This is a genomic window from Streptomyces sp. NPDC054961 (genome assembly GCF_053609145.1).
The window spans coordinates 2,261-29,249 of the sequence record NZ_JBSGWY010000022.1 but is presented as its reverse complement, the minus strand read 5'-3'; the positions used below and the strand labels follow the sequence as shown (position 1 = coordinate 29,249).

The 26,989-nt window shown below is 75.2% G+C and carries 18 protein-coding genes and 1 pseudogene; 7 read left to right on the top strand and 12 right to left on the bottom strand.

What is annotated here, in order from left to right:
- Positions 1-1,007, bottom strand: a pseudogene (locus tag ACWF9Z_RS20510) (hypothetical protein); the annotation flags it as partial.
- Between the two features lie 211 nt (positions 1,008-1,218).
- Here ACWF9Z_RS20510 and ACWF9Z_RS20505 point away from each other — a divergent pair.
- Positions 1,219-2,508, top strand: coding sequence for an ATP-binding protein (locus tag ACWF9Z_RS20505; protein ID WP_453603971.1), 1,290 nt, complete (start codon positions 1,219-1,221; stop codon positions 2,506-2,508).
- A gap of 447 nt (positions 2,509-2,955) precedes the next feature.
- On the opposite strand, the gene ACWF9Z_RS20500 is transcribed toward ACWF9Z_RS20505, so the two are convergent.
- From ACWF9Z_RS20500 to ACWF9Z_RS20480, 5 genes are all read right to left on the bottom strand, one after another.
- A complete protein-coding gene (locus ACWF9Z_RS20500) occupies positions 2,956-3,720 on the bottom strand; it encodes a hypothetical protein (RefSeq protein WP_453603969.1) in 765 nt (254 codons plus the stop codon).
- Positions 3,717-5,294 (bottom strand): serine/threonine-protein kinase, encoded by a 1,578-nt coding sequence (locus ACWF9Z_RS20495; RefSeq protein WP_453603967.1) that lies wholly within the window; start codon positions 5,292-5,294, stop codon positions 3,717-3,719. Before ACWF9Z_RS20495 ends, ACWF9Z_RS20500 begins: the two co-directional genes overlap by 4 nt.
- A 143-nt stretch (positions 5,295-5,437) precedes the next feature.
- Complete coding sequence (locus tag ACWF9Z_RS20490) at positions 5,438-6,694, bottom strand: Tm-1-like ATP-binding domain-containing protein (protein ID WP_453603965.1); 1,257 nt, start codon at positions 6,692-6,694, stop codon at positions 5,438-5,440.
- Positions 6,695-6,742: 48 nt separating this feature from the next.
- The gene (locus ACWF9Z_RS20485) at positions 6,743-7,219 is read right to left on the bottom strand and encodes an NUDIX domain-containing protein (RefSeq protein WP_453603964.1); all 477 of its coding nucleotides are present in this window, start codon (positions 7,217-7,219) and stop codon (positions 6,743-6,745) included.
- 30 nt (positions 7,220-7,249) lie between these two features.
- Entirely contained in the window at positions 7,250-8,308 is a 1,059-nt protein-coding gene (locus ACWF9Z_RS20480; RefSeq protein WP_453603963.1) for a cation diffusion facilitator family transporter, read from the bottom strand.
- Between the two features lie 168 nt (positions 8,309-8,476).
- Between ACWF9Z_RS20480 and ACWF9Z_RS20475 the strand changes: the two genes are divergently transcribed.
- The 3 genes from ACWF9Z_RS20475 to ACWF9Z_RS20465 are packed head-to-tail and all read left to right on the top strand — an operon-like array spanning position 8,477 to position 12,464.
- Complete coding sequence (locus ACWF9Z_RS20475) at positions 8,477-10,831, top strand: FHA domain-containing protein (protein ID WP_453603961.1); 2,355 nt, start codon at positions 8,477-8,479, stop codon at positions 10,829-10,831.
- A gap of 5 nt (positions 10,832-10,836) precedes the next feature.
- Complete coding sequence (locus ACWF9Z_RS20470; protein ID WP_453603959.1) at positions 10,837-11,454, top strand: hypothetical protein; 618 nt, start codon at positions 10,837-10,839, stop codon at positions 11,452-11,454.
- Positions 11,454-12,464: a serine/threonine-protein kinase gene (locus ACWF9Z_RS20465; RefSeq protein WP_453603957.1), complete on the top strand. Its 1,011-nt coding sequence runs from the start codon at positions 11,454-11,456 to the stop codon at positions 12,462-12,464. Before ACWF9Z_RS20470 ends, ACWF9Z_RS20465 begins: the two co-directional genes overlap by 1 nt.
- A 119-nt stretch (positions 12,465-12,583) precedes the next feature.
- Here ACWF9Z_RS20465 and ACWF9Z_RS20460 read toward each other — a convergent pair whose 3' ends face one another.
- On the bottom strand, positions 12,584-12,970 hold the full coding sequence (locus ACWF9Z_RS20460) for a hypothetical protein (protein WP_453603955.1): 387 nt from the start codon (positions 12,968-12,970) through the stop codon (positions 12,584-12,586).
- Between the two features lie 106 nt (positions 12,971-13,076).
- Positions 13,077-14,333, bottom strand: a complete 1,257-nt coding sequence (locus ACWF9Z_RS20455) for a streptophobe family protein (RefSeq protein ID WP_453603953.1) — start codon at positions 14,331-14,333, stop codon at positions 13,077-13,079.
- Between the two features lie 66 nt (positions 14,334-14,399).
- Between ACWF9Z_RS20455 and ACWF9Z_RS20450 the strand changes: the two genes are divergently transcribed.
- Positions 14,400-16,268 carry a DUF6777 domain-containing protein gene (locus ACWF9Z_RS20450; RefSeq protein ID WP_453603952.1) on the top strand — a complete coding sequence of 623 codons (1,869 nt, stop codon included), beginning with the start codon at positions 14,400-14,402 and terminating at the stop codon, positions 16,266-16,268.
- Between the two features lie 78 nt (positions 16,269-16,346).
- On the opposite strand, the gene ACWF9Z_RS20445 is transcribed toward ACWF9Z_RS20450, so the two are convergent.
- Together ACWF9Z_RS20445 and ACWF9Z_RS20440 are read right to left on the bottom strand one after the other, a co-directional pair.
- Entirely contained in the window at positions 16,347-17,285 is a 939-nt protein-coding gene (locus tag ACWF9Z_RS20445) for a C40 family peptidase (protein WP_453603950.1), read from the bottom strand.
- Positions 17,286-17,314: 29 nt separating this feature from the next.
- Positions 17,315-18,718: an SPFH domain-containing protein gene (locus tag ACWF9Z_RS20440; RefSeq protein ID WP_453603948.1), complete on the bottom strand. Its 1,404-nt coding sequence runs from the start codon at positions 18,716-18,718 to the stop codon at positions 17,315-17,317.
- A 265-nt stretch (positions 18,719-18,983) separates the two neighbouring features.
- On the opposite strand from ACWF9Z_RS20440, the gene ACWF9Z_RS20435 reads away from it, so the two are divergent.
- Both ACWF9Z_RS20435 and ACWF9Z_RS20430 read left to right on the top strand, forming a co-directional pair.
- On the top strand, positions 18,984-21,131 hold the full coding sequence (locus tag ACWF9Z_RS20435; RefSeq protein WP_453603947.1) for a SpoIIE family protein phosphatase: 2,148 nt from the start codon (positions 18,984-18,986) through the stop codon (positions 21,129-21,131).
- A 194-nt stretch (positions 21,132-21,325) separates the two neighbouring features.
- The gene (locus tag ACWF9Z_RS20430) at positions 21,326-24,211 is read left to right on the top strand and encodes a phosphodiester glycosidase family protein (protein ID WP_453603945.1); all 2,886 of its coding nucleotides are present in this window, start codon (positions 21,326-21,328) and stop codon (positions 24,209-24,211) included.
- On the opposite strand, the gene ACWF9Z_RS20425 is transcribed toward ACWF9Z_RS20430, so the two are convergent.
- Together ACWF9Z_RS20425 and ACWF9Z_RS20420 are read right to left on the bottom strand one after the other, a co-directional pair.
- The gene (locus tag ACWF9Z_RS20425) at positions 24,183-24,704 is read right to left on the bottom strand and encodes an FBP domain-containing protein (protein WP_453603943.1); all 522 of its coding nucleotides are present in this window, start codon (positions 24,702-24,704) and stop codon (positions 24,183-24,185) included. The genes ACWF9Z_RS20430 and ACWF9Z_RS20425 overlap by 29 nt on opposite strands.
- Before the next feature lie 69 nt (positions 24,705-24,773).
- Entirely contained in the window at positions 24,774-26,771 is a 1,998-nt protein-coding gene (locus ACWF9Z_RS20420) for an ABC transporter permease (RefSeq protein ID WP_453603942.1), read from the bottom strand.
- Positions 26,772-26,989 lie beyond the last annotated feature (218 nt).

The following is a 26,989-nucleotide window of genomic DNA, read 5'->3' as shown; positions in this document are numbered from 1 at the left end:
GGGGCGTGACCCTGGCGGGGGGGGCCCCGACCACGCGGGGGCCCACCCCCCCCCCCCCCCCCGCCGCCGCGGGGGGGGGGGCGGGGGGGGGGGGGGCGCCCCCCCCCGCCCCGCCCACCCCCGGCGGACGCCGGGCGCGGCCCGTTCCACCGGTCCGCCCCGGCGCCGAGCGCGCCGATCGCGACGAGGACCGCGGGGCCGGTCAGCATGGGCCAGGTCAGCGGAGGTATCCACGACACCTGGGCGGACTGGGTCCCGCTGAACACGATCAGCGGCAGCGCCCCGGCCACGGCCGCCGACGAGGGGAGCAGCCAGTGCCCGAAGGTGCGGCGCCCGGCCCGCACCCACCACAGGGTGACCGCGTGCGCGGGCAGGACGAGCAGCGAGAACCAGTTCAGCAGGGCGCAGACCAGCACCACGGCCCCGTACGCCGTCCAGCGCGGCCAGGTCCGCCGTCCGGGCCCGGCCGCCGGGTGCCCCGGGCCGAGCAGCGAGACCAGGAGCAGGGTCGCGAGCCCGGCTCCGCCCGCCACCAGCGCGTACGCGCGTCCCTCCTGGAGCTGGAACTGCACGGCCGGCAGCAGCCCGAGGACCGTCCCGCCGCCCAGCCCGGCCCAGAAGCCCGCCAGCCTGCGCCCTATCAGCGCGACGCAGGCGGCGGCGCCCGCCACCGCCAGCACCGACGGGAGGCGCAGGGTGGTCGTACTCGCCCCGAACACGTCGAAGAGGACGTGCATCAGCAGGTAGTAGAGGCCGTGGACGGCGTCGACGTTGCCGAGCAGGTGCCAGATCTCGCCCGGGGAGCGCCCCGCCACCTGCCAGGTCGCCGCCTCGTCCCGCCACACGCTGTCCTGCCGGGAGAGCCCCCACAGGCCGAGCGCCAGCGTCCAGAGGACCGGAACCAGCCACACCAGATGAGGCCGGGGGGTGCCGCGGCCGGGAGCCCGGAGGCCCGTCGCGCGGCCGGCCGTGGCGCTCGTCGGACCGGTGGACCTGTGGGATGTCATGAAGGCGTTCGGGTCCTCGGTGCACGGCTCGGGCAGAAACCACCAGTCTATGGACGACACGGACTGTTTCCTGACCGGTTGTTGTGCAGGACGGAACGTGATCGGGGGGTCCGGCGCCCCTAGCCTCGCGGCAGAAGAAGCACGGCAGGCAGGCAGGCGGGCAGCGGGCGGTCCGCGGGCACGCAGGAGCACGAACGAGGGGCGGTACCCGGTGAACTGGCTGATTCACGACTACCGCGAGAGCGATCTCGCGGCCGTTGTCCATCTGATCGACACCACGGCCGAACTCGGCCAGGAGTCCGTCTTCTCCCTCGCCGAATGCATCGGCGCCCTCACCGGCCGGCAGCCGTGCGTGGTCGCCGTCCACCAGGGCGTTCCGATCGGCGCCGCGCTCGCCTGCGTCACCGGTGAGCGCGCCTGGGTCATGCGCATCGCCATCGCCGCGGGCTGGCGCGGCCGGGGCCTGGCCAGCGCCCTGCTCGTGGAGCTGGAGAGGCGGCTGATCGCCGCCCGCGTCGGCCGCATCGCGTACGTCCTGCCCGAGGAGGACCTGCTCGGCGAGGGACTGCTCAACGCGGGCTACACCCGGCAGCCCGCCGTGGCCTACTTCGAGAAGACCGAGCCGCTCCACGGACCGGCCGCCGGTCTCCTCGACGACCTCGGCGGCCGCTTCCTGCCCAAGGACCTGTGGGCCGGGGTCGCCGGCATGGAGAAGGAGAAGGACCTCATCGAGCGGCGCGTGGTGCTGCCGCTCGCCGAACCGGAGCGGGCCGCCGCGCACGGGGTGCGGCCGCCGCGCGCCATCACCCTCTTCGGCCCGCCCGGCACCGGCAAGACCACCTTCGCGCGGGCCGTCGCCTCCCGGCTCGGCTGGCCCTTCGTCGAACTGCTGCCCTCCCGCCTCGCCGACGAGGGCAACCTGTCGGCCGCGCTGCGCGACGCGTTCGCCCGGATCGCCGAGCTGGAGCGGGTCCTCGTGTTCATCGACGAGGTCGAGGAGATCGCTCCCGTGCGCACCGAGCCCGCGCAGCCCGGCGGGATCCACGGGGTGACCAACGAACTGCTCAAGCTGATACCCGGCTTCCGGGAGGGCGACGAACGGCTGCTGGTCTGCGCCACCAACTCCATCCGCTCGCTCGATCCGGCCTTCCTGCGGCCCGGCCGCTTCGACTACCTGATCCCCATCGGTACCCCGGACGCGGGCGCCCGCCACGCGATCTGGTCGCGCTACACGGCGGGGCGCGGCGAGGTGGACGTGGCGGCGCTGGTGGAGGCGAGCGAACTGTTCACCCCGGCCGACATCGAGCACGCGGCGCGGATCGCGGCCCAGGTGTCCTTCGAACGGGACCTGGAGGCGGTGGGCGCGCGGGGTGCGGCGGCGGCGCCGTTCGGCGCGAGCACACGGGACTACCTGGCGGCCGTCGCGCAGTGCCGGCCGACGGTGACCCCGGCGATGACGGGGCAGTTCGCGGCGGACATCACCGCGCACGCCCGGTTCTGACCGGGCGCGGCCCGGACGGGCGGCCCCCGGGCGCGGCCCGAACGGCGGCGGGCCGCAACCCTGCCGGGGCCGCAACCCTGCCGGGGCCGGAACCCTGCGGGGCCGGAACGCCATACGGCCCGCAGCCGCTCCCCAAAGAAGCTGCGGGCCTCCCGCGCGGACTGGGCGTCCGTGCGGGACAGCCACGTTCCGTTGGGGTGTGTCGCCGGCTGGAACGTGGCGGCAAGGGTGCCGCGAGGACGTCCTGAGCGCCCTCGGCGACACCTTCCAGTCAACCAGCGAAGGGGCTGCCCGCACCTCGGCCGCAAGGCCCCGTCCGCCCTGGCCGCAAGGACCGGCCCCCGGGGCGCTCCCCTGGGCCGGAAGGGGGAGCGGGGGAGGGCCGGCGCGCCCCGCCCCGCTCCCGGGCGGACCGCGACGCCGGTCGCGCCGTGACCCGCGGACCGGCTACGGGCGGCAGCGGTACGTGAACTCCGCCGCGGCCGTCCGCCCTTGCGGGGACACCAGCTGGAGCTCGGCCTTCGCCGGGTAGGTCCCCGCGCCCTGGAAGGTCCACAGCAGGTGCAGCCGGGCCTCCCGCCGCCCGCTGGGCACCCGCTCGGTCAGCTGCTCCGACTGCGTGCCGTCGCTGCGCAGCCAGCGGTAGGTGAGGACCCCGGCGCGCCCGTTGGTGCGTACGACGGCCACCACGTCCGCGGTCGCGTCGCACGCGGGACCACCGGCGTCGGTGGTGACCGCCACGTCCCGGACCTCCAGGGCCGGCCCGTAGCGTTGCCAGCCCAGGTAGGCGAGGACCGCGAGCAGGACCGCGGTCGCCAGCGCGTACCGCCGCCATTCGCCCTTCCGGCGGGGCGGCGCAGGCCGCGGGTGCAGCGGGAACGGCGCCGGCAGGGCGGCCGTCACCCCCGGCCCGAAGCGCAGCACCGACCCCTCGACGCGGTCCGGCACGGCCGCGCCCGGGCGCTCCGACGGCCGGGTCGCGCCCTCGACCGGTATCTCCCGGGTCGCGCCTTCTCCCGGTATCTCCGACGGCCGGGTCGCGTCCTCGCCCGGCGTCTCCAGCCGCCGGGTCGCGTCCTCGCCGGGTGTCCCGACCGGCGGATCCAACCGCTTGGTCTCGGCCGGGTCCTGGGGCGGGCCGCTGATCCAGTGGCTGCCGAGGACGGTGGCGCTGTAGTCGTCGTCGCCCTGCGGGGCGCGGGGATCGCTCATCGGGGCACGACCACGCAGCGCGGGATCTGGGAGGTCGCGTACGCGTACTGCGGTGAAGCGGCGGGCTTCGTGGAGACGCGCACCGTCAGGTAGCAGGCACCCCCGCGCGCGATGGCGTGCCGCTGCGACACCGTGCTCTGCGCGCCGGCGGGGGCGGTCAGGCTGTCGGTGCCGTCCGCGACGGTGAGGGCGTTCGGCGCGTCGCCGCGGAACCATTCGAGGACCACGGTCACGGACCCGCCTTTGGCGTTGAGGCTCACGAGCGCGTCAGCCACCGTGGGCGAGGCTTTGAGGGAGGGGGACACCGCGGAGACGAGCACGCTCGGGCTCGGTGTGGGTGTCGGGGACTTGGTGGGCGTCGGTGTCGGGGACGGCGGGGCGCTGTAGCTCGGGGTGGCGGACGCGGACGGGGAGGGCGTCGCGCTGGGAGAGGGGCTGGGACTGGGACTCGGGCTCGGCGGGACCGAGGGCTCCGCGGACGGGGAGGCCGGGGCCGGTCCCGAAGCGCTCGACGTCGCGAAGGCGTTCAGCGCCTTCGCCCCGGCCGGCTCCGCGCCGACCGCCTGGTAGCCGAACACGGCCAGTACGCCCAGTACCAGCGTCGCGCCCGCCGCGACCAGACCGCGCCGCCCCGGGCTCCAGGTGGCCGGGGGCTGGGGCAGGGTGGTCGTGGCCAGCGCCGTGGTGCCCTGCGCCGGGGCGCCCGCCGAGGGGAACAGCAGGGGCAGCAGGGCCGCCAGCGCGGCCAGTTTGCGCTGTCCGCGTTCCTCCCACTCGGGTCCGTACGCGGCCTGCGCCACGCCCTCCAGCTCCGCCACGAACGCCTCGGCGTCCTCGGGCCGCTGCTCCGGGGCCTTCGCCAGGCCCCGCCGGATCAGCGGGCGCACCGGCTCGGGCGCCTCGGTCTCGGGCACCGGCGCCTCGACGTGCTGGACCGCGAGCTCCGCGAAGCTCTGGCCGTCGTAGGGCTTGCGGCCGGTCAGGCACTCGAAGAAGGTCGCCGTCGCCGCGTACACGTCGGCGGCGGGGGAGGCCGGGCGGCCCTGCCACTGCTCGGGCGCCATGTACGCGGGCGTACCCGCCGCGCCCGGAGTCGTGCCCCTCGGGGTGGCGATGCCGAAGTCGACGAGCTTGGAGGTGCCGTCGGCCGCGACCAGCACGTTCGCCGGCTTGTAGTCGCGGTGGACCACACCGGCCCGGTGCGCGTCCGCCAGCCCGAGCAGGGAGCCCTTCAGCAGCACCAGGGCCGCCTCGGGGCCGGTCTGCCCGCACTGCTTGAGCAGGGCGTTCAGCGGGATGCCGTCCACGAGTTCCATCACGATGGCGGCGCCGCCCGGCGCCTCCACGTACTCGTACAGCCCGACCACGTACGGCGAGCCGAGCGCGCCGAGCAGCTGGGCCTCCGCCCGGAATTCCCGGACGAAGACCGGGTTCTCGAGCATCCTGTCGTTGAGGTACTTCACCGCGACCGCCGTGCCGGTGCCGTCGTGGACGGCGAGCACCACGCGCCCGCTGGCGCCCGAGCCGAGCTCGCGGATCTGCGAGTAACCGGGTACCGACCACATGCCGTTCATGCCTTCTGCCTTCCCCCTGCCGTGCCGTGACCGCGCTTCGGGGCCGGTCGTCCCGGGGCACCGCCCACCCTCTGGGACAGTTTCCGGTCACGGCTGGTTCCCTACCGCACGGTGCTCTCGGCGGGAAGGGGCGGAGCGGGGCCTCAGGCCGCTGCGGCCTGCGCGCCGATCATGGCGTGCAGCCGGTCGGCGGCCGCCCGGCCGAAGGCCGGGTCGTTGATGTGGGTGTCGTAGTCGTAGAGCCGGGCGGTGCTGTCCCGAAGCCCGTCACGCAGCGCCGAGAACAGCGCCCCGTCGGCTTCGGGGTCATGGTAAGGGCCGCCCGGCGCGCCGAGCGTGGACAGTCCGCGCAGTGGGACGCAGACGGCCGTGGGGCCGGTGGACGCGCGGAGCTTGGCGGCGACCCGGCGCCCGAGTTCGGCGCATTCGGCCCCGGTCGTACGGATCACCGTGATCGAGGGGTTGTGGACGCGGACCCGACGGTAGCGGACCCGCTCGGGCAGGCTCTCCATCGGGCCGAACTTGACCATGTCCAGCGCTCCCAGGCTCACCACCTGCGGAATGCCGGCCCGTCCGGCCGCGCTGAGCCGGTCGGGCCCGGCGGTGAGGATGCCGCCGCACAGGTCGTCGGCGAGCTCGCTGAGCGTGAGGTCGAGGACGCCCGCGAAGATCCCCTGGCCGGCCAGGGTCTCCAGAGTGCGGCCGCCGGTGCCGCTGACGTGGAAGACCAGTACCTCGTAGCCGAGCTCGGTCAGCCGCTCGCGGGCGGCGTCCACGCCGGTGGTGGTCACCCCCGCCATGCTCGCCGCGATCAGCGGACGGCTGCCCTCGCCCAGGCGGGCCGGCCGCCGCGGCCCCGTGGAGGCGCGCTCGAAACCCTTGGCCATCCCGGCGACGGCCTCGACGGCGTTGGCCAGGACCGGCTCGGAGACGCTGTTGATCCCCGCGATGTCCACGACGCTGTACATCATCGTGATGTCCGCGGATCCGACGTACGGGGCCACGTCCCCGGACGCCATCGAGGACACCATCACCTTCGGGACGCCCAGGGGCAGGGCGCGCATCGCCCGGGTGGCGATGGAGGTGCCGCCGCTGCCGCCGATCGCGAGGACCCCGTGCAGGCGGCCTTCGGCGTGCAGCCGCAAGAGGGTCGCTTCCGCGCCCCGGGCCATCGTGGTCACGGCCGCGCCCCGGTCGGCGGCCGCGCGCAGCTGCGAGAGTTCCGAGCCCGCCGCCCGCGCCACCGCTTCGCGCGGCACGTCGGCGGGCGTGCGGGGCTCGCCCATGATCCCCGTATCGACCACGACCACTTCGACGCCGGCGCGCAGCAGCCTCTCGCGCAGCCAGCCGTACTCCCCACCCTTGGTGTCCAGGGTTCCCACCAGCACGACGTTGGTCATACGTGCAATGTCCACTCGGGCGGGGTTTGCTGGCAAGTCAAGGTAAGGTCAACCCTCGTCCGCCCGGAGTTCCAACAGCCTTTCCAGGAACGGGATCTGACCCACCACCAGTTTGTTTCTGGCCACGGCGGGAGCGAACCACTCCACCCGGTCCAGCTCGGGGAACTCCGCCGTCCGGCCCGATCTCGGCGGCCACTCCATGGTGAAGGTCCCCGGCACCGCCAGCGCCGGATCGAGGTCCGCCCGAACCGCCCAGACGGTCACCACCTTCCCGCCGGCCATCCGCACGTCGCCCAGCGGCAGGTAGGCACCCTCCGGCGGCGGCAGCCCGAGCTCCTCCTCGAACTCCCGGCGGGCCGCGTCGCGCGGGCTCTCCTGCGGCCCGTACTCGCCCTTCGGGATCGACCAGGCGCCCCCGTCCCGCCGTTCCCAGAACGGGCCGCCCATGTGGCCGAGCAGCACTTCGGTGCCCGCCGCGTCGCTCTCCCTGAAGAGGAGCAGTCCGGCACTTCGTTTCGCGGTCATGGGGTGATGTATGCCCCGCGCGGGGGCCGGTCAGTGCGCGTGCGGCCCCTGCCGGTGAACCGGGCCGTGGGAGTCGGCGCAGTGCGGGTCGGCCGGGTCCTCGCCCGGGCCCCGGCCGACGGAGAGCAGGGTGTCCTGGGCGTGGTCCACCTGGAGGGTGGTGTGGGTGATCCCGTACTCCTTGGACAGCACGGCTTCCAGGTCCCGGCGCACGGCGTGGCAGTCGCCCTCCGGCGCCACCAGGACGTGCGCGGACAGGGCGGCCTGCCCGGAGGTGATGGTCCAGATGTGCAGGTCGTGGACCTCGGTGACGGGCGGCTGCCCGACGAGCCGGTCGCCGACCGCGTCCGGGTCCACGTGCGCCGGAGCGGCCTCCAGGAGGATCCGGCCGGACTCGCGGATCAGCCCGTAGCCCGCCTTGACCATCAGGACGACCACGACGAGCGAGGCGATCGAGTCGGCCTGCCGGAATCCGGTGGTCAGCACGATCAGACCGGCCACGGCGGTGCCGATGAAGGCGAACAGGTCGTTGAGGACGTGCTGGTACGCGCCCTCGACGGCCAGCGAGGTGCGGTTCGCCTTCGAGATGCACCAGGCCGCCGCGATGTTCACGACGATGCCCGCGAGAGCCGTCACCAGCACCAGCCCGCCCTCCACGGGGGGCGGATCCAGCAGCCGGCGCACCGCCTCGTACGCCAGCCATACCGCCAGCAGGAGCAGGGTGAGCCCGTTGGCCTGGGCCGAAAGTATCTCCGCGCGCTTGAGGCCGTACGTGAAACCTCCGCGCGCCGGGCGGGCGGCCAGCCGCATCGCGATCAGCGCCAGGACGATCGAGACGGCGTCCGTCAGCATGTGCGCGGCGTCGGAGATCAGGGCCAGAGAATGGGCCACGACGCCGATGACCACCTCGACGGCCATGAAGCCGACGATCAGTGCGAGGGAGATGCCGAGCCAGCGGCGGTCGGCGTCGGCGGCGACCCCGTGGCCGTGACCGCCCGGCCCGTGCCCGTGGCCGTCGTCGTGCCCCTCGGTGTGCGTGCCGTGGCCCTGTCCACCCTGGTAATGCGGCGCGTGGTCGTGCGCGCTCATGGCTTCCTCCGTCGATCGTCCGGTGCTGCTCTGCCGGGTGCGGCTCGTGAAGTGAAGCGCACCTGCGGACGATGGGCAAAGGCTGCAACGGGGACCGTTGTCATTACCCATAAGACCGCTCTGACCTGCGGTTATGCCGGGCCGCTCGGAACGTGGGAAACTCTGTGCATGGTTCAGCGCCACGGTGCGGCGACCGCGCCCGAGCTCGTATTGGAAACCGACAGGGGCTCCACCGCACTGAGCCCCCGCCGGACGTACCACCTCGGTCGCGACCCCCTCTGCGAGATCTGCCTCGACGACGCCCGCGTCTCCTGGCACCACGCCGTCCTGCGCCCCGACGGGGACCACTGGACGCTCGAGGACGAGGGGAGCACCAACGGCACCTGGGCCGACGGCCACCGCGTCCGCGAGTGGGCCGTCGGGGTCGGCAGCGAGCTCCGCTTCGGCAGCGCCGACGACGGCCCGCGCGTGCGCCTCGTCGAGGCGGCCGAGACCCGCCCCGCACCCGTCTCCCGCCCGGCCATGACGGGCACCTTCCGCCGGGCCGCCTCGGTCGGCCCCCTGGCCGACAGGGCCGCCGCCGCCGTCCGCATCGGCCGCGCCGCGGACAACGACCTCGTCATCGACGACCTCGTCGTCTCCCGCCACCACGCCGAACTGCGCGCCCTCGACAGCGGCGCGTACGAGATCGCCGACCTCGGCAGCCACAACGGCACCTACCTCAACGGCGCCCGCCTGACCCACGCCGCGGGCATCGGGGAAGGCGACATCGTCGGCATCGGCCACTCCGCCTTCTGCCTCGTGGGCGACCAGCTCCAGGAGTACGTCGACACCGGCGAGGTATCCCTCGACGTCCAGGACCTCACCGTCGCCGTCGACAGCGGCCGCAAGACCCTCCTCGACCACGTCACCTTTCCCGTCGGCGCCAAATGCCTGCTCGCCGTCGTCGGCCCCAGCGGCGCCGGCAAGTCCACCCTGCTCGGGGCGCTGACCGGCCTGCGCCCGGCCGACCAGGGCACCGTCCTCTACGACGGCCGTGACCTCTACCACGACTACGCCGAACTGCGCAGCCGCATCGGCCTCGTCCCGCAGGACGACATCCTGCACGCGCAGCTCACCGTCCGCCGCGCCCTCGTCTACGCCGCCGAACTGCGCTTCCCGCAGGACACCGCCGAGGCCGAACGCCAGGCCCGCGTCGACGAGGTGATCGGCGAACTCGGCCTCCAGGAGCGCGCCGAGCTGCCCATCCACAGCCTCTCCGGCGGCCAGCGCAAGCGGGTCTCCGTCGCTCTGGAACTGCTGACCAAACCCTCCCTGCTCTTCCTGGACGAGCCCACGTCCGGGCTCGACCCCGGGATGGACCGCTCCGTGATGCACATGCTGCGGGGTCTCGCCGACGACGGCCGCACGGTCATCGTCGTCACCCACAGCGTGCTGAACCTCAGCGTCTGCGACCGCCTGCTGGTCCTCGCGCCCGGCGGGCGTGTCGCGTACTACGGCCCTCCCGACGAGGCACTCGGGTTCTTCGGCTACGAGCAGTGGCCCGAGGCCTTCGAAGCCTTCGAGAGCGAGCGCGACCGGGACTGGGCCGGGGAGCACCGCGCCTCGCCGGCGCAGCGCCGCTACGTCGAGGTCACCGCCGGCCGCCTCCCGCTCGCGGGGGAGGCCGAACGGGCCGGCGCGGCCGTGCCGAAGCCGCCGCCCAAGGCCCAGAGCTGGGGCTCCCAGCTCTCCACCCTGATCCGGCGGTACACGGCCGTGCTCTGCGCCGACCGCACCTTCCTGATCATCATGGTGGGACTGCCGTTCGTCATGGGGGCCATGGCCCGCGCGCTCGCCGGCAGCGTCCTCACGGCCGAGACGGCGCTGAACGCCCTGTTCATCCTGTGCGTGGGCGGAGTCCTGACCGGCGCCGCCAACGCGGTGCGCGAAATCGTCAAGGAGCGCGTCATCTACCAGCGCGAGCGCGCCGTGGGCCTTTCCAGATCGGCGTACCTGATGTCCAAGGTGGTGGTCCTCGGCACGGTCACCGTCGGCCAGGCGGTGGTCCTCACCCTGGTCGGCCTCGCCGGTGTCACGACCAACGCCCCGGGCGGCAAAGGCGTCTTCCTGCCCCCGCTGATCGAGATCACCCTCGCCGTCGCCCTGCTGTCCGTCACCGCCATGGTGCTCGGACTGCTGATCTCCGCCCTGGTGAGCAAGGAGGAGGTCACCATGCCCCTGCTGGTCCTGCTCACCATCGTCCAGGTCGTCTTCTGTGGCTCCCTGCTGAAACTCACCGGAGTTCCCGTCATCGAGCAGCTGGCGTGGTTCGTCCCGGCCCGGTGGGCCATGGGGGCGATGGCGAACACCATCGACCTGGGCGCCATCGTGCCCGGCAAGATCACCCAGGACCCGCTGTTCGACCACGTGGCCAAGCTGTGGCTCATCGAGATGGGCATGCTGGTCGTCCTGTGCGTGCTCTTCGGGGTGATGGTGCTCCGGGTGCTCCGCCGCCACGAGCCCACCGTCATGCGGAAGTAGCCGCCATGACCAGCCCCGGCGAAGCCGTGGACTTCCGTCCCACCCACATCGTCCCGCAGGAGGGGCTGGCCGCGTGGGAGACCCCCGACATGTCCCGCCCCACGGTCCCGCTCGACGAGTTCCTCCCGGTGCAGCTCCTGTCCCGGCGGGGGGAGTGGGGAGAGATCCTGTGCGCGAACGGCTGGTCCGCCTGGGTGGACGGACGCATGCTGGTCGCCGTGCCGAAGCCCCCGCCGACCGGCGGACGGCCGCTGACGCGCACGGAGGACCCGCGCCCGCTCCTCGAACGGTGCGCCGGGGAACTGGAACGCTACCGGCGGGCGGTGTCCGACCTCGCCGACGGGCGGGCCGACGCCGAGTCCTTCCGGCGCGCGGTACGGGGACTGCGGGCCGGGGTCGTCGTCGACGGGGAGTCCGTGTGGCTCTACGACGAGACCTCGCGACGGTGGATGTACGGGGACGGGAGCCGCCTGATGACCTTCGCCGTCGTCGCGGGACCGGGTGCCTCGCCCCCACCGGAGGCGCCGCGGGAGGAACCGGACACGGCGGGTGAGGCCGGCCTGCAGGACGCGCCGCACGAGCGCACCAGGGTCGTGGACCTGCCCGGGGCGGAGGACGGCTGATGGGCTCGGCCCCAGGGGGCGGCCCGGGCGCCGAACCGGTCCGCGGGCGCGCCTCCGACCTGCGGGGACGGCGGATCGCCGGCTACGTCGTGGAGGACGAGATCGGACGCGGCGGCATGGCGGTCGTCTACCGCGCGCACGACGTGCGACTGGACCGGATGGTCGCGCTGAAACTGCTCGCGCCCGAACTGGCACGCAACGACACCTTCCGGCAGCGGTTCGCGCACGAGTCGAAGGTCGCGGCGGCCATCGACCACCCGCACATCGTGCCCGTCTTCGAGGCGGGCGAGACGGACGGGCTGCTGTACATCGCCATGCGGTACGTGGCCGGCGAGGACCTGCGGTCCCTGATGGACCGGATGGGTCCGCTGTCCGTGGAGACGGCGGCGCGGATCGCCGCCCAGGTCGCCTCGGCCCTGGACGCGGCGCACGACCACGACCTGGTCCACCGGGACGTGAAGCCCGGCAACATCCTGGTCGCCCAGGGGACGGACAGCGATCATCCGGAGCACGTCTATCTGACGGACTTCGGGCTGACGAAGAAATCGCTGTCGCTGACCGGGTTCACGAGCGTCGGCCAGTTCGTGGGAACCCTCGACTACGTGGCGCCGGAGCAGATCGCCGGGAAGCCGGTGGACGGGCGCTGCGACGTCTACGGCCTGGGATGCGTGGTCTACGAGACCCTCACCGGGGTTCCGCCGTTCCAGCGCGACGAGGACATGGCGCTGCTGTGGGCCCACCAGTACGACGAGCCGCCCTCGGTGACCTCGCTGCGGCCCGAACTGCCGGCGGCGGTGGACACCGTCCTGTGGCGGGCCCTCGCCAAGTCCCCCGAGGACCGCTGGGGCAGCTGCCTGGAGTTCACGGGGGCGCTGCGCCGGGCGGGTGCGGAGGAGGGCCCGGGGCCGGCGGAAGGGGCCTCCGGCCACCCCGCGACCCGGGAGGCCTCGGCTTCCGACGGACCGGCGCCGCCGCCGCCCCCGCCGAAGTGGGCGCTGCCCGTGTTCTAGAGGCCTGCGGGAAGCGCGGGCGACGGGCGCGGGGCGGCGCGCCCGGCGCGCCCGGCCGGCGCCTGCTGCGGGCGCTAGGCGCCAGGCGCCCGGTGCGGCCGCGCCGGCGTCCGGGGCGGCTAGTCGGCGTCCGGGGCGGGTACGCACACGACGTGGGCCGTGACCTCGGCGTGCGAGGCGGAGGCGTACCAGCCCTCGCGGCCGTCCGGGTCGATGACGGGGTGGCTGGCCAGGACGGTGTAGCGCGGCGCGCCGTCGCGGGCGCGGTCCCAGCGGGAGGTGGAGTACCCACCGGACTGCACGTCCGTGCCGCGCGGGCACAGGACCCTGCTGACGGAGACGGCTCCGGCGCCGGCGCCCTCGGGGCCGGTGGCCCCGGAGAAGAACCGGCCGGCCGGGCCGGTGGCCTGCGTGGGGAGCGCGGTGGACAGCGTCAGGGCGAGCGCGGAAACGGCGAGCAGGCCAGCGGCGTGGAGCGGCCGGAACAGGCCTTTGGTCATGTTCACGGAGGCGAGCGTGACATGCAGAAACGATCCCCCGATGAACCGATTTCCGCCTGTTCACCCGGACGGCGCAACCGTCGGCCCGGTGGGCGGGCCAGGCCGGGGCCGGTCAGCGGCGGCGGCGGGGCACCAGGGCGCCGACGAAGCCCGCCGCCGCTCCCGCGACGAAGGCGAGGCCGACCGTGCGCCACAGGACCGGCCGCAGTTCCACCTCGCCGCCGAGGCCGCCGCCGACATCGCCGATGCCCAGGAGGGACAGGCCGAACTGGGCCTGGATCCGGGCCAGCAGGCAGACCACCAGGGTGGCCAGCGCCAGGGCCACGGCCAGGTGGAGGGCGTGCTGCCAGGGGCGGACGTGCGCCGGGGAACGGGCGGCCGCGAGCGCGCCGGCGCCGAGCAGCAGGACGAGGGCGATCGGCACCAGCCACCACGCGCGGGCGTCGCGCTCCGCGAGCGAGGCCACGTCGATCGACGACAGCTCGGAACCGGGTGCGGAGCCGGAGCCGGTCGCCCGCAGCACCTGGTCCAGGACCTGGGGCATCGGCAGTCCGAAGGGCCCGTCGGCCTTGCCCTCCCAGGCGCCGCCCAGGCCGAGGGTGAGGGCGGGCCAGGCCAGGTTCGGCAGGCCCAGCAGGATCACCGCCAGGGTCCGGGTGGCATGGCCCTGGGTCGCGGCCACGACCAGGCCGACCCCGACGCCGAGGACCACGTAGGCGAGGAGCAGCACCACCACGGCGAAGGCGGCCGGCCGCACGGCCGCGTGGAAGCGGACCAGGCCCGTCGGGAGCGGCGCGCGGCGCGAGACCAGCAGGGCGATCAGCAACAGGCCCAGGATCCACAGGAGTCCGAAGCCGAGGGAGGCGGGGATCGCCGCCTCGAAGCCCACCGTCGGTGCGGTGTCGAGGATTTCACCGATCGCGCCGAAGGGGCTGTCTCCGGTGGGGAGCGCGAAGCTCTGGCGGGCGAGGAGGGCGATGCCGGTCAGTGCGAGCAGCCACAGCAGGACCAGGGGGGCCGCGCGGGAGAGGAGTTCGCGGGCTCCGGCCACGGCCCGGTTGTGCAGGGGGCGCAGGAAGAGCCAGCCGACGGTCAGGGCGCCGGCCAGGCTGACGGACAGGGGGACCACGGACAGGCTCGCCTCGGCTCCTCCCAGGAGGCCGGCCCCGCCCGTCACGTCGACCGAGCCGCCGGCGGCCATCAGCACGACGGCGGCGAGCACGTGCGGGAACGCGCCGCCCGGCAGGTCGCCGGCGCCCGCCAGGGCCAGGCCCGCGGAGGCCACGGCGGCCATCACCGCGAAACCCGCGACGACCGCCACGAGGGCGTCGCGCCAGGCTCGCGCGGTCGGTGCCTCTGGAGGGCTCACCCTGCAACCGTAGGCACGCTCGGCTTGCGGCCACCACCCGGACGGCGCACACAATGGTCGCCAGGAGTGCAACAAATCCGGAGATTTCCGCGGATCAGGTGCGGAACGCCCCAAGGGGACCGGAATCCCTCCGCCTGGGAAGAAGAGCCCGTGACCACACAACCCTCCGGCCAGCAGCCGCCGTGGCCGACAAGGCCCTCACAGCCGCCGCCGAAGCCGCCGTCGTCCGAGCGCCCCACGGGACCGCCTTCCGGGCCACTGTCCGGCGGGGGCGAAGGCCCCCCGCCGCCCCCGCCGCCCGCTCCTCCCGGCGGCTCGGGGGGTACGCCCCCGGAGCCGCCGGCGAAGCCCTGGTGGCGTTCGGTGCCCCGGCTCGCCACGACGGTCGTCGCCATAGCCGCCGCCGTGGCCCTGGCCGTCGTACTGACCAGGCCGGGCGACGGCGGCACCAGCACCTCGGCGGGCGGGGAAGTGTTCCTGCAGCCCGCCGCGGCGACGGGGCCGGATCCCTTCACCAAATCCACGGCCGCCCAACAGGCCACGCCGCCGCCGGAGAGTCCGCCGCCGCAGACGCCGCCACCACGCAGCACGGCGCCGCAGGGCACGACACCGCAGACGCCTCCGCCGCAGGGCACGGCGCCGCAGAGCCCCGCGCCGTCGCAGACCGCCTCGGCCACGGGGAGCACGCCCACGCGCAGCATCAGCGGATCCTCGCCGACCCTGTTCGGGGGCACGCGGGACGTCGCCGCCTGCGATGTCGAGAGCCAGATCCAGGCGCTGTCGGCGGACCCCTCCAAGAACGCCGCGTTCGCCTCGTCCCTCGGCATACAGCCGGCGGCCGTGCCGGCGTACCTGCGCTCCCTCACGCCGGTGCAGCTGCGGATGGACACCCGGGTCACCAACCACGGCTACCGGGACGGCCAGAGCACCAGCTACCAGGCCGTGCTCCAGGCCGGGACGGCCGTGCTCGTGGATGACCGCGGGGTGCCGCGGGTGCGGTGCGCCTGCGGGAACCCGCTCGGCCCGCCGGTGGCGCTCAAGGCCAACCCGAAGCGCTTCGGACAGCCCTGGACTTCCTACCAGCCCTCGCAGGTGGTGGTCATCGCGCCGTCCGCGACCATCGTGAACAAGTTCGTGATCTTCGACCACCGGGACAACAGCTGGTACGAGCGCCCCCGGGGCGTCCACCACGGCAAGCCCGACAGGCCGATCCCGCCGCCGCCGATCCCGACGCCGCAGTTCACCACTCCGCCGTTCACGACACCGCCGTTCACGACACCGCCCCCCTCCTCGCAGTCCCCGACGGTGTCGCCCTCGGGCTCGGGGTCCACGTCGCCCTCGACGTCCCCGTCGAAGTCCCCCTCGGGATCGCCTTCGGTTTCTCCGACGGTCTCCCCGTCGGTCTCACCCAGCGAGTCCCCCTCGAAGTCGCCTTCGGAGACGCCTTCGAAGTCCCCTTCCGAAACCCCGTCGAAGTCGGCCTCCGAGTCCCCGTCGAAGTTGGCTTCCGAGTCCCCGCCGGCCTCGGCGTCGCCGTCCACGGCCCCGTCGAAGTCCGAGTCGAGGGCCGTGTCCCCGTCTCCCTCGAAGTCGCCGTCCGTGTCCGGGCCGGCGTCCGCCTCCGCCTCAAGCTCGCCGTCGCCACGGCGGAGCTCGTCGGAACCAAGCGCTCCGGCGTCGCCCAAGACCTCTTCGGTGGCGCCGGAGTCCAAGCCGCCCGGGTCGTCGGCGCGGCCTGAACCGACTCGGCCGACCCAGCCCCCGCCCCCTCCGCAGACCCAGCCCCCGCCGCCGACGCAGGCCGAGCCCGGAGAGGGGGGTGACGCCGGGAACGGCAACGGGAACGGAAACGGCAACGGAAACGGCAACGGGAACGGCAACGGCAACGGGAACGGCAACGGCAACGGAAACGGAAACGGAAACGGAGGCCAGTGATCGACAGAGGTTACTGTGCGCGCGCAGACCTCCCCGAGGACCACCGGTCCTCGGGGAGGTCTCCGCACGGGGCGGCCGTCAGCGGACGCGGCCGTACAGGTTCGGGTCGTAGGCGCTGAAGCTGGAGACCCGGACGTGCTTGCCCGGCCGGGGGGCCTCGATGTACTTGCCGCCGCCCAGGTAGACGGCGACGTGGTCGACGCCCGAGGCGCTGCCGTTGGAGCTCCAGAAGACCAGGTCGCCGCGGCGGAGATCGGAGCGGGAGACGGGGGTGGTGGCCCGGTACTGGTCGGAGGCCACGCGGGGGAGCGAGATGCCGGCGGAGCGGTAGGCGGCCTGGACCAGGCCGGAGCAGTCCCAGCCGTGCGGGCCGTTGCCGCCCCAGACGTAGGGGTCCCCGAGGTGGCTGTTCGCGAAGGCGATGGCGGCCTCGGTGCCCTGGCGCACCGGCGTGCCGGAGCCGTTGGAGCCGCTGGAGCCGCTGGAGGAACCGCCCGAGGAGCCCGACGAGCCGGAGGAGCCCGAGGAGCCCGACGAGCCCGTGTTGCGCTCGTACTTGTCCTTGTGGCTGGTCCAGCGCCACCAGCCGGTCGCGTCCTTGTACCAGTACACCCGGTCCGTCGCGTCCCAGCCCGCCCGGCCGCGGAACGTCGGCTCGGAGGTGCGCGCCGAGGACGACGAGGCCGGGGTCTTGGAGGCCGGGGCGGAGGGCTTGGCGGACGAGGAACCGCCGCTGTTCGCCGCGTACTTGTCGTGGTGCGAGGTCCAGCGCCACCAGCCGGTCGCGTCCTTGTACCAGTACTTCGAGCCGTCCCAGCCGGCCCGTGCCGGTGCCGGTTCGGCGGACGCGGCGCCCGCGCCGGTGCCCACCAGCAGCGTGGCGCCCACGGCCGCGACCACGGCGCCGCGCAGGGTGTGGCGGCGGTGGGTGGTGGTCGTCGCCGCCGTCGTGCCGCGGGCGCAAGGGGCGCACGCGCAGTCGTCAGTTATGTGCTCGGTGAATTCGGGCGTCCGCATGCGGGTTTCCTTTCCATCGGGGGCATTCCTCAACGGGCGTCGGCGGCGGGGCCGCGCGCCGTGTAGAAGGCCACGGTCAAGTCCTTGACCAGGGCCTTGCGTTCGTAGTCGTCCAGACTCACGAGTCCGCGGTCCGACATCCGGTGGACGGTGTCGTCGACCGCGTCGAGGACGGAGGTCAGGACGGAGTCCCGGTGCCGGGCGTCCAGGGAGGCGATCCGCCGGCGCTGCATCGCGGCGGCGACCTCGGGCGCGTACTCGACGTGCAGCGGACGGGCGGAGAACACCTCGATGCCGACGGCCCTGCACTCGGAGGCGAGCAGCCGCGTCAGCTCGTCGCCGACGGCCTCGGTGTCGCGCAGGGTCTTGGGACCGGCCGGTTCCGGGCCGAAGGAGTCGGCCGGCACCCGGGAGAGCACCCGCGCGGTCGCGGACTCCACCTGTCCGCGCAGGTAGGCGGTGTGGTCGTCGACGCCGAGCAGCGCGCGCGCGGTGTCCTTGACCCGCCACACGACGAGGACGACGGCCCGCAGCGCGGTGCCTTCGGCGTCGACCACGGAAAGCGGCTCGCTGCGCCAGTGCCGCAGTCTCACGTCGACCCGCGCGTGCCGGTGCAGCGGGTTGGACCAGACGAGGCCGGTACGCCGGATCGTGCCCCGGTAGCGGCCGAACAGGGTGAGCGACCAGGCGTGGCCGGTGCGGCCCCGGCGCAGTCCGCCGAGGGCGGCGAGGGTGAGGACCGCGCAGCCGGCGACGAGGGCGAGCGGCCAGGCCTCGGCGAGGGAGGCGGCGGCGGGGGCGCGGAGGTCCTCGTACCGGGCGACGGCGGCCGCGCCGGCGGTGGCGAGCGCCGCGACGGCCACGGCCCACCAGCCGGAGCAGGCCCGCGCGGGGCGTTCGACGAGCTCGGGGTCGAGTACGGCGGGCAGCCGGGGGGAGGCGGCCGGCGTCCGCTGCGGGGCGGGCCGGGAGGCGGCCGCTCCGCGGACGGGGGCTTGGCTGAGGGTGTCGGGATCCGCCGGGCCGCCGGGGGGCACGGCCGGTCCCGTGCGGCCGATGGAGGCCGCCGCGATGCCCGTAGCGCCCGTAGCGCCCGTAGGACCCGTACGGCCCGGAGCGCCCGGGAGGCCGAGGGGGCCGGGGCCGAAACCGGGGCCGAAACCGGGGCCGCGGCCCGGGGCGCCCGTGGGGGCGTCGCCCGGGTCCTCGTCGCGGAACAGCGGGCCGAGGACGAGCGGGTCCCGGTACGGCCGCACGACGAGACCGCCGCGGGTGGTCCGGGCGTCGACGGGGTCACGGGGGCCGTGGCCCGGGTCACCGGCGCCACCGGGGTCACGGGGGCCCGCGGAGGTGCCGAGCGGGACGGGGATGCGGTCCGGTGCCGGTGCCGGTGCCCGCGCCCCGTCCGCCTCCGCCCCTCCCCTCGCTCCCACTGCCGGACCTCCGGCCCTGTTCGCTGCTTGCGACACGCCACACCCCACACAGCCGTGGCGCCAACCGTCCGGCAACGGACGGTTTTTGACGCCGTTAAGAATGATCATGATCAGATCGATCTTCGCAAAAGCGGCTAAGTCACCTGTTCGGTAAAGGTCACGACAGGCCGGGACTTAGGTCCCTTTTCGCTGCGGAGCGGCCGCACGGAGTGCCGGCGCCCCGGCGGACCCGGCGCGGGCGGCCGAACAGTGAGACCCTGAAGACGTGGCCGAGGAGGGAGTGATCCCCGAGGTCGAGTGGCCCGCCCGGCCGGACACGAGCCTCGCGCTCAACCGCATGGGCACCTTCGACTGGGACCTCGACAGCGGGCAGATGTTTCTGGACGCCACCGCTCTCGAGGTCGTCGACCTGCGCCCCGACGAGTTCACCGGCACCTCCGCCGGCCTGCGGCCCCGCCTGGCGTCGGGGGAGGAGGCCCGGCTCGACGCACGGGTCGCGCAGGCGCTCAAGGCAGGCCGCAGCCACTACGGGGCCTACGTCCGCAGCCGGGGCCGGGACGGCTCCCGGGGCTGGACCCACGTCCAGGGCCACATCCTGCGGGATCCGCGCGGCCGCCCGTACCGGATCATCGGCATCATCCGCGACGCCGCCCACGACCCGGGCGAGCCCGGGGCGGGCGGGGAGCGGGACGAGGGCCGGCGCCGGCTGACCGGGGTCGTCGAGCGGACCACGGCGATCCTCGCGCACGCCCGCACCGTCAACGACGTCACCGACGTCCTCAAGGACCCCGAGGCTCTCGGCCACCTCGGCGCGGTCAGCATCATGCTCGGCGTGGTCGACGGCGGCCGGATCCACCTGGTCGCCGAGGGGCAGCTCGGCTCGTACGTGCCGGAGATCGAGTACACGCGGATCGACGCCGCCCTGCCCATGAGCGAGGCCGTACGCAACCTGCGCCCCGTCTACGTCGGTTCCCGCGAGGAGTTCCAGCAGCGCTTCCCCCAGCTGTGGCCCTACATCGAGCCGCTGGCCGTGCAGAGCGGGGTCTACCTGCCGCTGATCGCCCAGGGCCGGCCCATCGGCGCGCTCGGGCTGCTCTACACGTGGGACGGAGCGTTCACCTCTGAGGAGCGCAACGTGCTGATGGCCCTCGGCAGCGGCATCGCGCAGAGCCTCCAGCGCGCCATCCTCTTCGAGCAGGAGCACGATCTCGCGGACGGCCTCCAGCGGGCCATGCTGCCGCGCCGGATCCCCGAGGTGGCGGGGGCGCGGATCGCCGTACGGTACCGGGCCGCCCGGATGGGACGGGACATCGGCGGCGACTGGTACGACGTGATCCCGCTCGGCGGGGACCGCGTGGGGGTGATGATCGGCGATGTGGAGGGGCACGACACGGACGCCGCCGCCGTCATGGGACAGCTGCGGATCGCGCTGCGCGCGTACATCGCCGAGGGCCACACCCCCGGCACGGCCATGGCGCGGGCCTCGGCCTTCCTCCGGGAACTGCAGACGGACCGGTTCGCCACCTGCACGTACGCCGACATCGACCTCGGGACCGGCATGGCCCGGCTCGTCCGCGCCGGACACCTCGACCCGGTGGTGCGCCGCGGGGACGGCAGCTGCCACCGGGTCCAGGTGGCGGGCGGGCTGCCCCTGGGCCTGCCGACGCGCGAGCCGCCGGAGGGCGGCCAGGCCGGCGGCACCGGGTATCCGGTCACCAGCCTCGAACTGCACCCGGGCGACACCCTGCTGTTCTGTACGGACGGCCTGATCGAGCGGCCCGGCGGTGACTCCGACACCGGCATGCGGGAGTTCATGGAGGCGGTCCGCAGCGGCCCGGCCGAGGTGGAGGAACTCGCCGACGTCCTGTGTGACCTGGTCGGGGACTCGGGCGGCGGGGACGACATGGCCCTGCTCCTGCTGCGCCGCCGTGGCACGCCCGCCGCGCGCGGCGGCGGCCCGCTGAGCCACAGCCTGAACCCCGGCGACCCGCACGCCCCGTCGATGGCCCGCCACCTGGTCCGGGCGGCGGCCGCGGCCTGGGGCGCGCTCGACCAGGCCGACGAGATCGAACTGGCGGCGGACGAGCTGATGACCAACGCCCTGGTCCACACGGAGGGCGTCGGGCACATCAGCATGCGGCTGACCGGGGAGGGCCGGATCCGGATCGAGGTGGAGGACACCAGCAGCGCCCTGCCGCGGCGGCGGGAGGCGGGCGACTGGGCGGTGTCGGGGCGGGGACTGATGCTGGTGGACCGGCTGGCGGACGCCTGGGGCGTGGAGCCGAGGGGCAGCGGGAAGGTCGTGTGGTGCGAGTTCTCCGTCCCGGGCCGCGCCGTCCCGGGCGGCCACGCGCCCCGCGCCGGGGCAGCCTCCGGCGCCGGGGCCCCCGGCCCGCCCGCCGCCGACGTGTAGGGCCCGTCGGCGGGCCGCGGTCCCCCGATCCCGGCGGCGGTTGCGGCCGGTGGCGCGGCCGCGTCCGGGAGGGGATCCGCTGACGTCCGGCCACGGGCCGTCGCCGTGCGGGACCGCGGGCGAATGGCTGATTGTTCGCGGTCGTGCGCTGTGTTCATGTGCTCATACGCCGTGACCTGGCCGATCCTGCCGGGGTGCCGAACCCGCGTCCGTTCCGCCTCCCCTTCTGCCTCCCGTACCGCTTCCCGGTCCCGTTCCCCCTCCTGTCCGTCCTGCTCGCCGTGGTCCTCGCCGCCCCGGCGGCCCGGGCCCGGGCCGCGGCCGACGGTGACGGCGACGGGGCGGGGGTCGAGACCGCCCGCACCTCCCGGCAGATCGCCCCCGGGATCCGGCTGGAGTCGTACGACCGGCTGGAGGCCGACCGGTGGCTCCGGATCGACGAACTCGACGTCGAGCTCACCCGCTCCGGGGTGCGGGCCGCGTACCTGAGCTCCGGCGGCCCGGGCGTCGCCACGGTCGCCGACGCCGCGGCCCGGCACCGCGCCGGGAGCGGCCGCCGCGTGGTGGCCGCCGCGAACGGGGACTTCTTCGACATCCGGGGTACGGGCGCCCCCCTCGGCCCGGGCATCGCCGGCGGACGGCTGCTGCACGCGGCCTCGCCCGGCGCGGGCCGGGCCGTGGGATTCGACGCCGGCGGCGCCGGCCGGGTGCTCCGCATCGCCCTTGACGGGAGCGTCGTCCTGCCCGGCGGCGCGGTCCGGCCGCTCGCCGGGTACAACACCGCCCGGCCGCCCGCCGAGGGCTTCGCCGCCTACACCTCCGACTGGCCGGCGGCCGCACTCCCCGCCCTCGGACCGGCGGTGGAGCTGCGCGACGGGCGGGTCACGGCCGTCAGCGGGGCCGTCCGGCCCGCCGCCGGCGCGGGGGTGCGCCGCCCCGTGCGCCGGGACCGCCCGGCACCCGGCACCACCCTGCTGGTCGCCGCCGGCGCCGCCGTGCCCGAGCTCGCCGCCCTGCGCCCCGGGGACGCGGTCGCCGTCACGGCCCGGGCCGCCGCACCCGAGGGCGGACCCGTCCCGGTCGGCGCGGTCGGCGGCCGGGAGGCGCTCGTCGTGGCCGGGATGCCGCAGAACCACGACGGCGAGCCGAACAACACCGCCGCCCCGCGCACCGCCGTCGGCTTCTCCCGGGACGGCCGGCGGCTGCGCCTGGTCACCGTCGACGGCCGCCAGCGAGACAGCGGGGGCCTGACCTTGACGGCGCTCGGCCGGCTGATGCACCGGCTCGGCGCGCACGAGGCCCTCAACCTGGACGGCGGCGGCTCCTCGACCCTGCTCGCCGCCCTGACCGGGTCCGCGGCCCTGGCCCTGGAGAACTCGCCCTCCGACGGCCGGCCCCGCCCGGTCCCCAACGGCTTGGTGCTGACGGCCCCGGCGGGCTCGGGCCGGGCCGCCGGGTACCGGATCGAACCCGTCGGCGCCGACGGAACGGGCGGCGGGGGGAACGAGGCGGACGCGCCGGTCCGCCGCCGGCTCTTCCCCGGCCTGCACCGCACCCTCACGGCGACCCCCTACGACACGGCGCTCGGCCCCGTGCCCGGGCCGGCCGCGTCCACCGCCCCCGTGTGGTCCGCCGACGGCGGCCGGGGCCGGTTCGACGCCGCCGGGGTGCTGCGCGGGCTGGACACCGGACCGGTGGACGTGCACGCCCGGCGCGGGACGGCGCACGGCAGCTCGCGCCTCGATGTCCTCGGCCCGCTGAGCCGGGTACGGGCCGCTCCGGAGCGGATCGGGCTCGCGGAGGAGGGGGAGAGCGCACGCTTCGTGCTGACCGGGTACGACGCGCAGGGCGCCGCCGCCGGCATCGAACCCCGGGACGTGCGACTGGAGTTCGACCGCTCCCAGTGGAGCGTCACCGACGACGGGCGCGGCGCATTCACCGTGACCGCCCGCGTCCCGCGCGCCGCCGGAAAGCTGCGCGCCACCGTCCGGGGAGACGCCGCGCGCGCGGTGATCAGGGCGGGCTCCGCGGGCACCGCGAGCGCGTCAGGCACCGCCATCACGGCCGAACTGGCCCTGGGCGTCGGGCTGTCGGACCGTCCGCTCGCCGATCTGGAGGATGCGGCCCGGTGGTCCGGCCCCGGGGCCGGACCGGGGGAGGGGCATCCGGGCCGGGGCCTCGCCCTCGCACTCGCCGCCGGAGCTGACGCCGCGCGGACCGCCTCCGCGGCCCCGCCCCGGCCGCTTCGGGTGCCGGAGCTGGCCCGTTCGCTCAACCTGTGGGTCAACGGCGACGGCTCCGGAGCCCGGCCCGCCGTGGAACTCGCCGACGGCGACGGGGGAGTCGTCACCCTGCGCGGACCGGCCGTGGACTGGACCGGCTGGCGGGAGGTCAGCCTTCCGCTGCCGACGGCGGCGGAGCGGCCGTTCACCGTGACCAGGCTCTCCGCGGTCGCGGGCCCGCGCCCGGCGAGGCTGCTGCTGGACACCCTGGCGGCCCGGACTCCGCCCACCGGGTTCGTGCCCCCGGCCGCCGCGCCGGACCCGATCGTGGCCACGGCCGCCGAAGTGGGCACCAGGCCCTGGCAGTTCGCGGTCGAGGCCGCCGCGTCGACGGGCCCGGCCCCGGCCGGCACGGGCGCCGGTCTCGTCCTGACCGGCTCGGGCCGTCCGGCCTTCGTCCACCGCGGCGTCCGGTTCCTGCCGCTCGACGCCTCGCGCCGCACCCTCGACGGCGGCGGGCTCGCCCGGATCCGGGCCCTGCGCGCCGCGCTCGAGGCCGCCGCCCGGGAGCCCGGCACGGGCGCGGTGGCCGTCGTACAGCGGTACGCGCCCGCGTCGGCGGACCGCAAGGAGACCGCCCTGAGACTGCGCTACCTGGCGGATTTCCGGCGTACCACCGGCAAGCGGGCCGCCGTCGTCACCGTCGGAGCCCCCCGCTTCGCGGCCGGCCGCACCGAGGGGGTGCTCACCGTGGAGGCGCCGCGCACCGGCCGCACCCTGATCGGCGCCGACGCCTTCGCCCCGGGGGACTGGCTCTCCGTGCTGCCGCCTACGACACCTGCGCCGTCCGGCCGGTGACCCGGGCGGTGAAGGCGTCGAGGTTGGTCAGGGTACGGGCGATCTTCTCGTCCACCGTCAGCGTTTCCTCGTAGCCCCGGGTCGTCAGCTTCGGCTGGCGCTTGCCCCGGATGTAGAGGGAGCAGGCGAGGTCGGCGCAGACATAGGTGCCGACCGTGTTGCCCTCACGGCCGCGGGCACCGGCGAGCGGAGCGACGAGGAGGGTCACGCCCGAGGAGGCGTGACCGGTCAGGCAGATCTGGCAGATGCTCGACTTGAGGCCGCCCACCCGGTTCGCGGCGGGGACCCGCAGCGCGATGCCGAGGGGGGCGCCGTCCGGCCCGCGCCGCACCAGGTGCGCGCGCAGCGGCGCCGCCGGGTCCACCCAGCCGAGGAAGTCCAGGTCCTCCCACGGGAGTTCGGCGAAATCGGTCGGCAGCTTCAGACGCGCCGCCTCGCCCTTGCTGCAGTTCACGAAGGACGAGCGGATCTGTTGGTCGGTGAGCGGTTCCATGGAAACGCACGGTACGTGCTGATACGGACCCCCGACACCCGAATTTCACCGGCGGCTGGGCCCGGCGGGCTACAGGCGCACGAGCGTGACCTCGGTGGCCTTCACGCTGGTCCACACCTCGGCCCCGTCGACGATGCCCAGCTCGGCCGCCGCCTCCGGGGTGATCTCCGCGACCAGGTCGGGTGCCTGCGGCGAACCGACCAGCACGCGGAGCCGGCTGCCGACCGAGGTGACCTCCCGTACGGTTCCGGGCCAGACGTTACGAGGGCTGCCGCCCGGCCGGTCCCGGTGCACCGACACCGCCTCGGGGGCGATGATCGCGAGCGCCTGCGCGCCCTCGGGCAGCGCCTCGGCGACGACCAGACGGCCTCCGTCGGCCAGGAGCAGCCCGTCGGCCGAGGCCGTGCCGGGCCAGGCGTTGCGCCCCAGCATCCGGGCCACCCACGGGGAGCGCGGATGCCGGGTCACCTCGGCGGGCGCCGCGTCCTGCAGGGTCCGCCCGTCGGCGAGTACGAGGACCCGGTCGGCCAGCGACAGGGCCTCGACGGGGTCGTGCGTGACGATGAGACAGACGCCGCCGAAGCCGGCCAGGTGCGTGCGCAGGGTGTGCCGGACGTGGGCCCGGGTCGTCTGGTCGAGGGCCGCGAGGGGCTCGTCGAGCAGCAGGAGCCGGGGGCGGGCGGCCAGCGCGCGGGCCAGGGCCACGCGCTGGGCCTGGCCGCCGGAGAGTTCGGCGGGCTTGCGGTGGGCGAGGTGGCCGACCCCGAGCCGGTCCAGCCAGGCCTGGGCTTCGGTGCGGGCCCGCGCGCGCGGCACCCGGCGGGCGCGCAGCCCGTAGGCCGTGTTCGAGAGGGCGCTCAGGTGCGGGAACAGCGCGCCGTCCTGGGGGACCCAGGCGACCTGCCGTTGGTGCGGCGGGAGCGCGGTCACGTCGGTGTCGCCGAGCCGGAGCCGCGCGTGCGCGCGCGGGGTCAGGCCGAGCAGGGCGCGGAGCAGGGTGGTCTTGCCGGCGCCGTTCTCGCCGACGACGGCGATGGTGGTGCCGGGTTCGGCGTCGAGTGTGAGCGCGTTGAAGCCGGTGAGCGTGGCGTGCAGCGGCCAGCGCCCGCCCCCGGTCGGGGGGACGGAGGACGGGGCGCCGGGGGAAGGGGCTCCGGCCGGGGGGACGGGCCCGGCGGCGGGGTCCGCGGTGCCCGCCGGGCGGGGTGGCCCGGCCGGACCGGGCACCTTCTCGGGGACGGCGGACCGCTCGGCGGCCTCGCGGGCGACGGGAGTCCCCGTCCACCTCCCGCGCAGGCCGATCAGTACGGCCATGGCGATCGCGAGCAGCAGGAGGGAGACGGAGGTGGCGGCTTCGGGCTCGTCCTGGAGCAACAGGTAGACCTGGAGCGGCAAGGTCTGGGTGGTGCCCGGCAGGTTGCCCGCGAAGGTGATGGTGGCGCCGAACTCGCCGAGCGCCCGGGCCCAGGTCAGGGCGGCTCCGGCGATCAGGCCCGGGGCCACCATCGGCAGCGTCACTGTGAAGAAGACCCGGACCGGCGTGGAACCGAGGGAGGCGGCGGTCTCCTCGTAGCTCTGCTTGAGGCCGCCGAGCGCGCCTTCCAGGCTGATCACGAGGAACGGCATCGCGACGAACGTGGCCGCGACGACCGCGCCGGAGGTGTGGAACGGCAGGGTGACGCCGAAGGTGCCCTCGAGCCAGGGGCCGAGCAGTCCGCGCCGGCCGAAACCGAGGAGCAGGGCCACACCGCCGACGGTGGGCGGCAGCACCATGGGGAGCAGGACGAGCGAGCGCACCAGCGCCTTGCCCTTGAACTCGACGCGGGCCAGCAGCCAGGCGAGCGGCACGCCGAGGAGGAGGGAGAGGCCGAGGGCCCACAGGGACACCAGCAGCGAGAGTCTGAGCGCCTCCAGCACACCCGGGCTGGTGAGGTGCGCGCCGACCTCACCCCACTGGGTGCGGGCGAGGATGCCGATCAGCGGCATCAGCAGGAACGCCACGGCGAGCAGCGCGGGGAGCGCCAGGGCCACGGGGGGCCGGGCGCGGCGGGTGCGGAGTCTGCTCATATCGGGTTCCTGGCTGGAAAGCTGAGGCGGCGGGTGAAGCGTAGTGCGGTGCGCGCCGGACGAGCGGTGCGCGCCGGACGAGCGGTGCGCGCGTACGCGGCGTGGTGGACGCGCGCGGCCACGCGCGGACACGCGGAGAGGGACCGCCCCGCCCCCCCCCCCGCGGGGGGGGCGCGCCCGGGGGCGGCGCGCGGGCCGGGCCCGCCCGGGGGTTGCGC

What these genes read in the sequence shown, in the direction of transcription:
- ACWF9Z_RS20475 (WP_453603961.1), top strand. Translation starts at nt 8,477, where the DNA reads ATGGTTCAGCGCCACGGTGCGGCGACCGCGCCCGAGCTCGTATTGGAA.
- ACWF9Z_RS20500 (WP_453603969.1), bottom strand. Translation starts at nt 3,720, where the DNA reads ATGAGCGATCCCCGCGCCCCGCAGGGCGACGACGACTACAGCGCCACC.
- ACWF9Z_RS20465 (WP_453603957.1), top strand. Translation starts at nt 11,454, where the DNA reads ATGGGCTCGGCCCCAGGGGGCGGCCCGGGCGCCGAACCGGTCCGCGGG.
- ACWF9Z_RS20480 (WP_453603963.1), bottom strand. Translation starts at nt 8,308, where the DNA reads ATGAGCGCGCACGACCACGCGCCGCATTACCAGGGTGGACAGGGCCAC.
- ACWF9Z_RS20495 (WP_453603967.1), bottom strand. Translation starts at nt 5,294, where the DNA reads ATGAACGGCATGTGGTCGGTACCCGGTTACTCGCAGATCCGCGAGCTC.
- ACWF9Z_RS20420 (WP_453603942.1), bottom strand. Translation starts at nt 26,771, where the DNA reads ATGAGCAGACTCCGCACCCGCCGCGCCCGGCCCCCCGTGGCCCTGGCG.
- ACWF9Z_RS20485 (WP_453603964.1), bottom strand. Translation starts at nt 7,219, where the DNA reads ATGACCGCGAAACGAAGTGCCGGACTGCTCCTCTTCAGGGAGAGCGAC.
- ACWF9Z_RS20425 (WP_453603943.1), bottom strand. Translation starts at nt 24,704, where the DNA reads ATGGAACCGCTCACCGACCAACAGATCCGCTCGTCCTTCGTGAACTGC.
- ACWF9Z_RS20490 (WP_453603965.1), bottom strand. Translation starts at nt 6,694, where the DNA reads ATGACCAACGTCGTGCTGGTGGGAACCCTGGACACCAAGGGTGGGGAG.
- ACWF9Z_RS20445 (WP_453603950.1), bottom strand. Translation starts at nt 17,285, where the DNA reads ATGCGGACGCCCGAATTCACCGAGCACATAACTGACGACTGCGCGTGC.
- ACWF9Z_RS20470 (WP_453603959.1), top strand. Translation starts at nt 10,837, where the DNA reads ATGACCAGCCCCGGCGAAGCCGTGGACTTCCGTCCCACCCACATCGTC.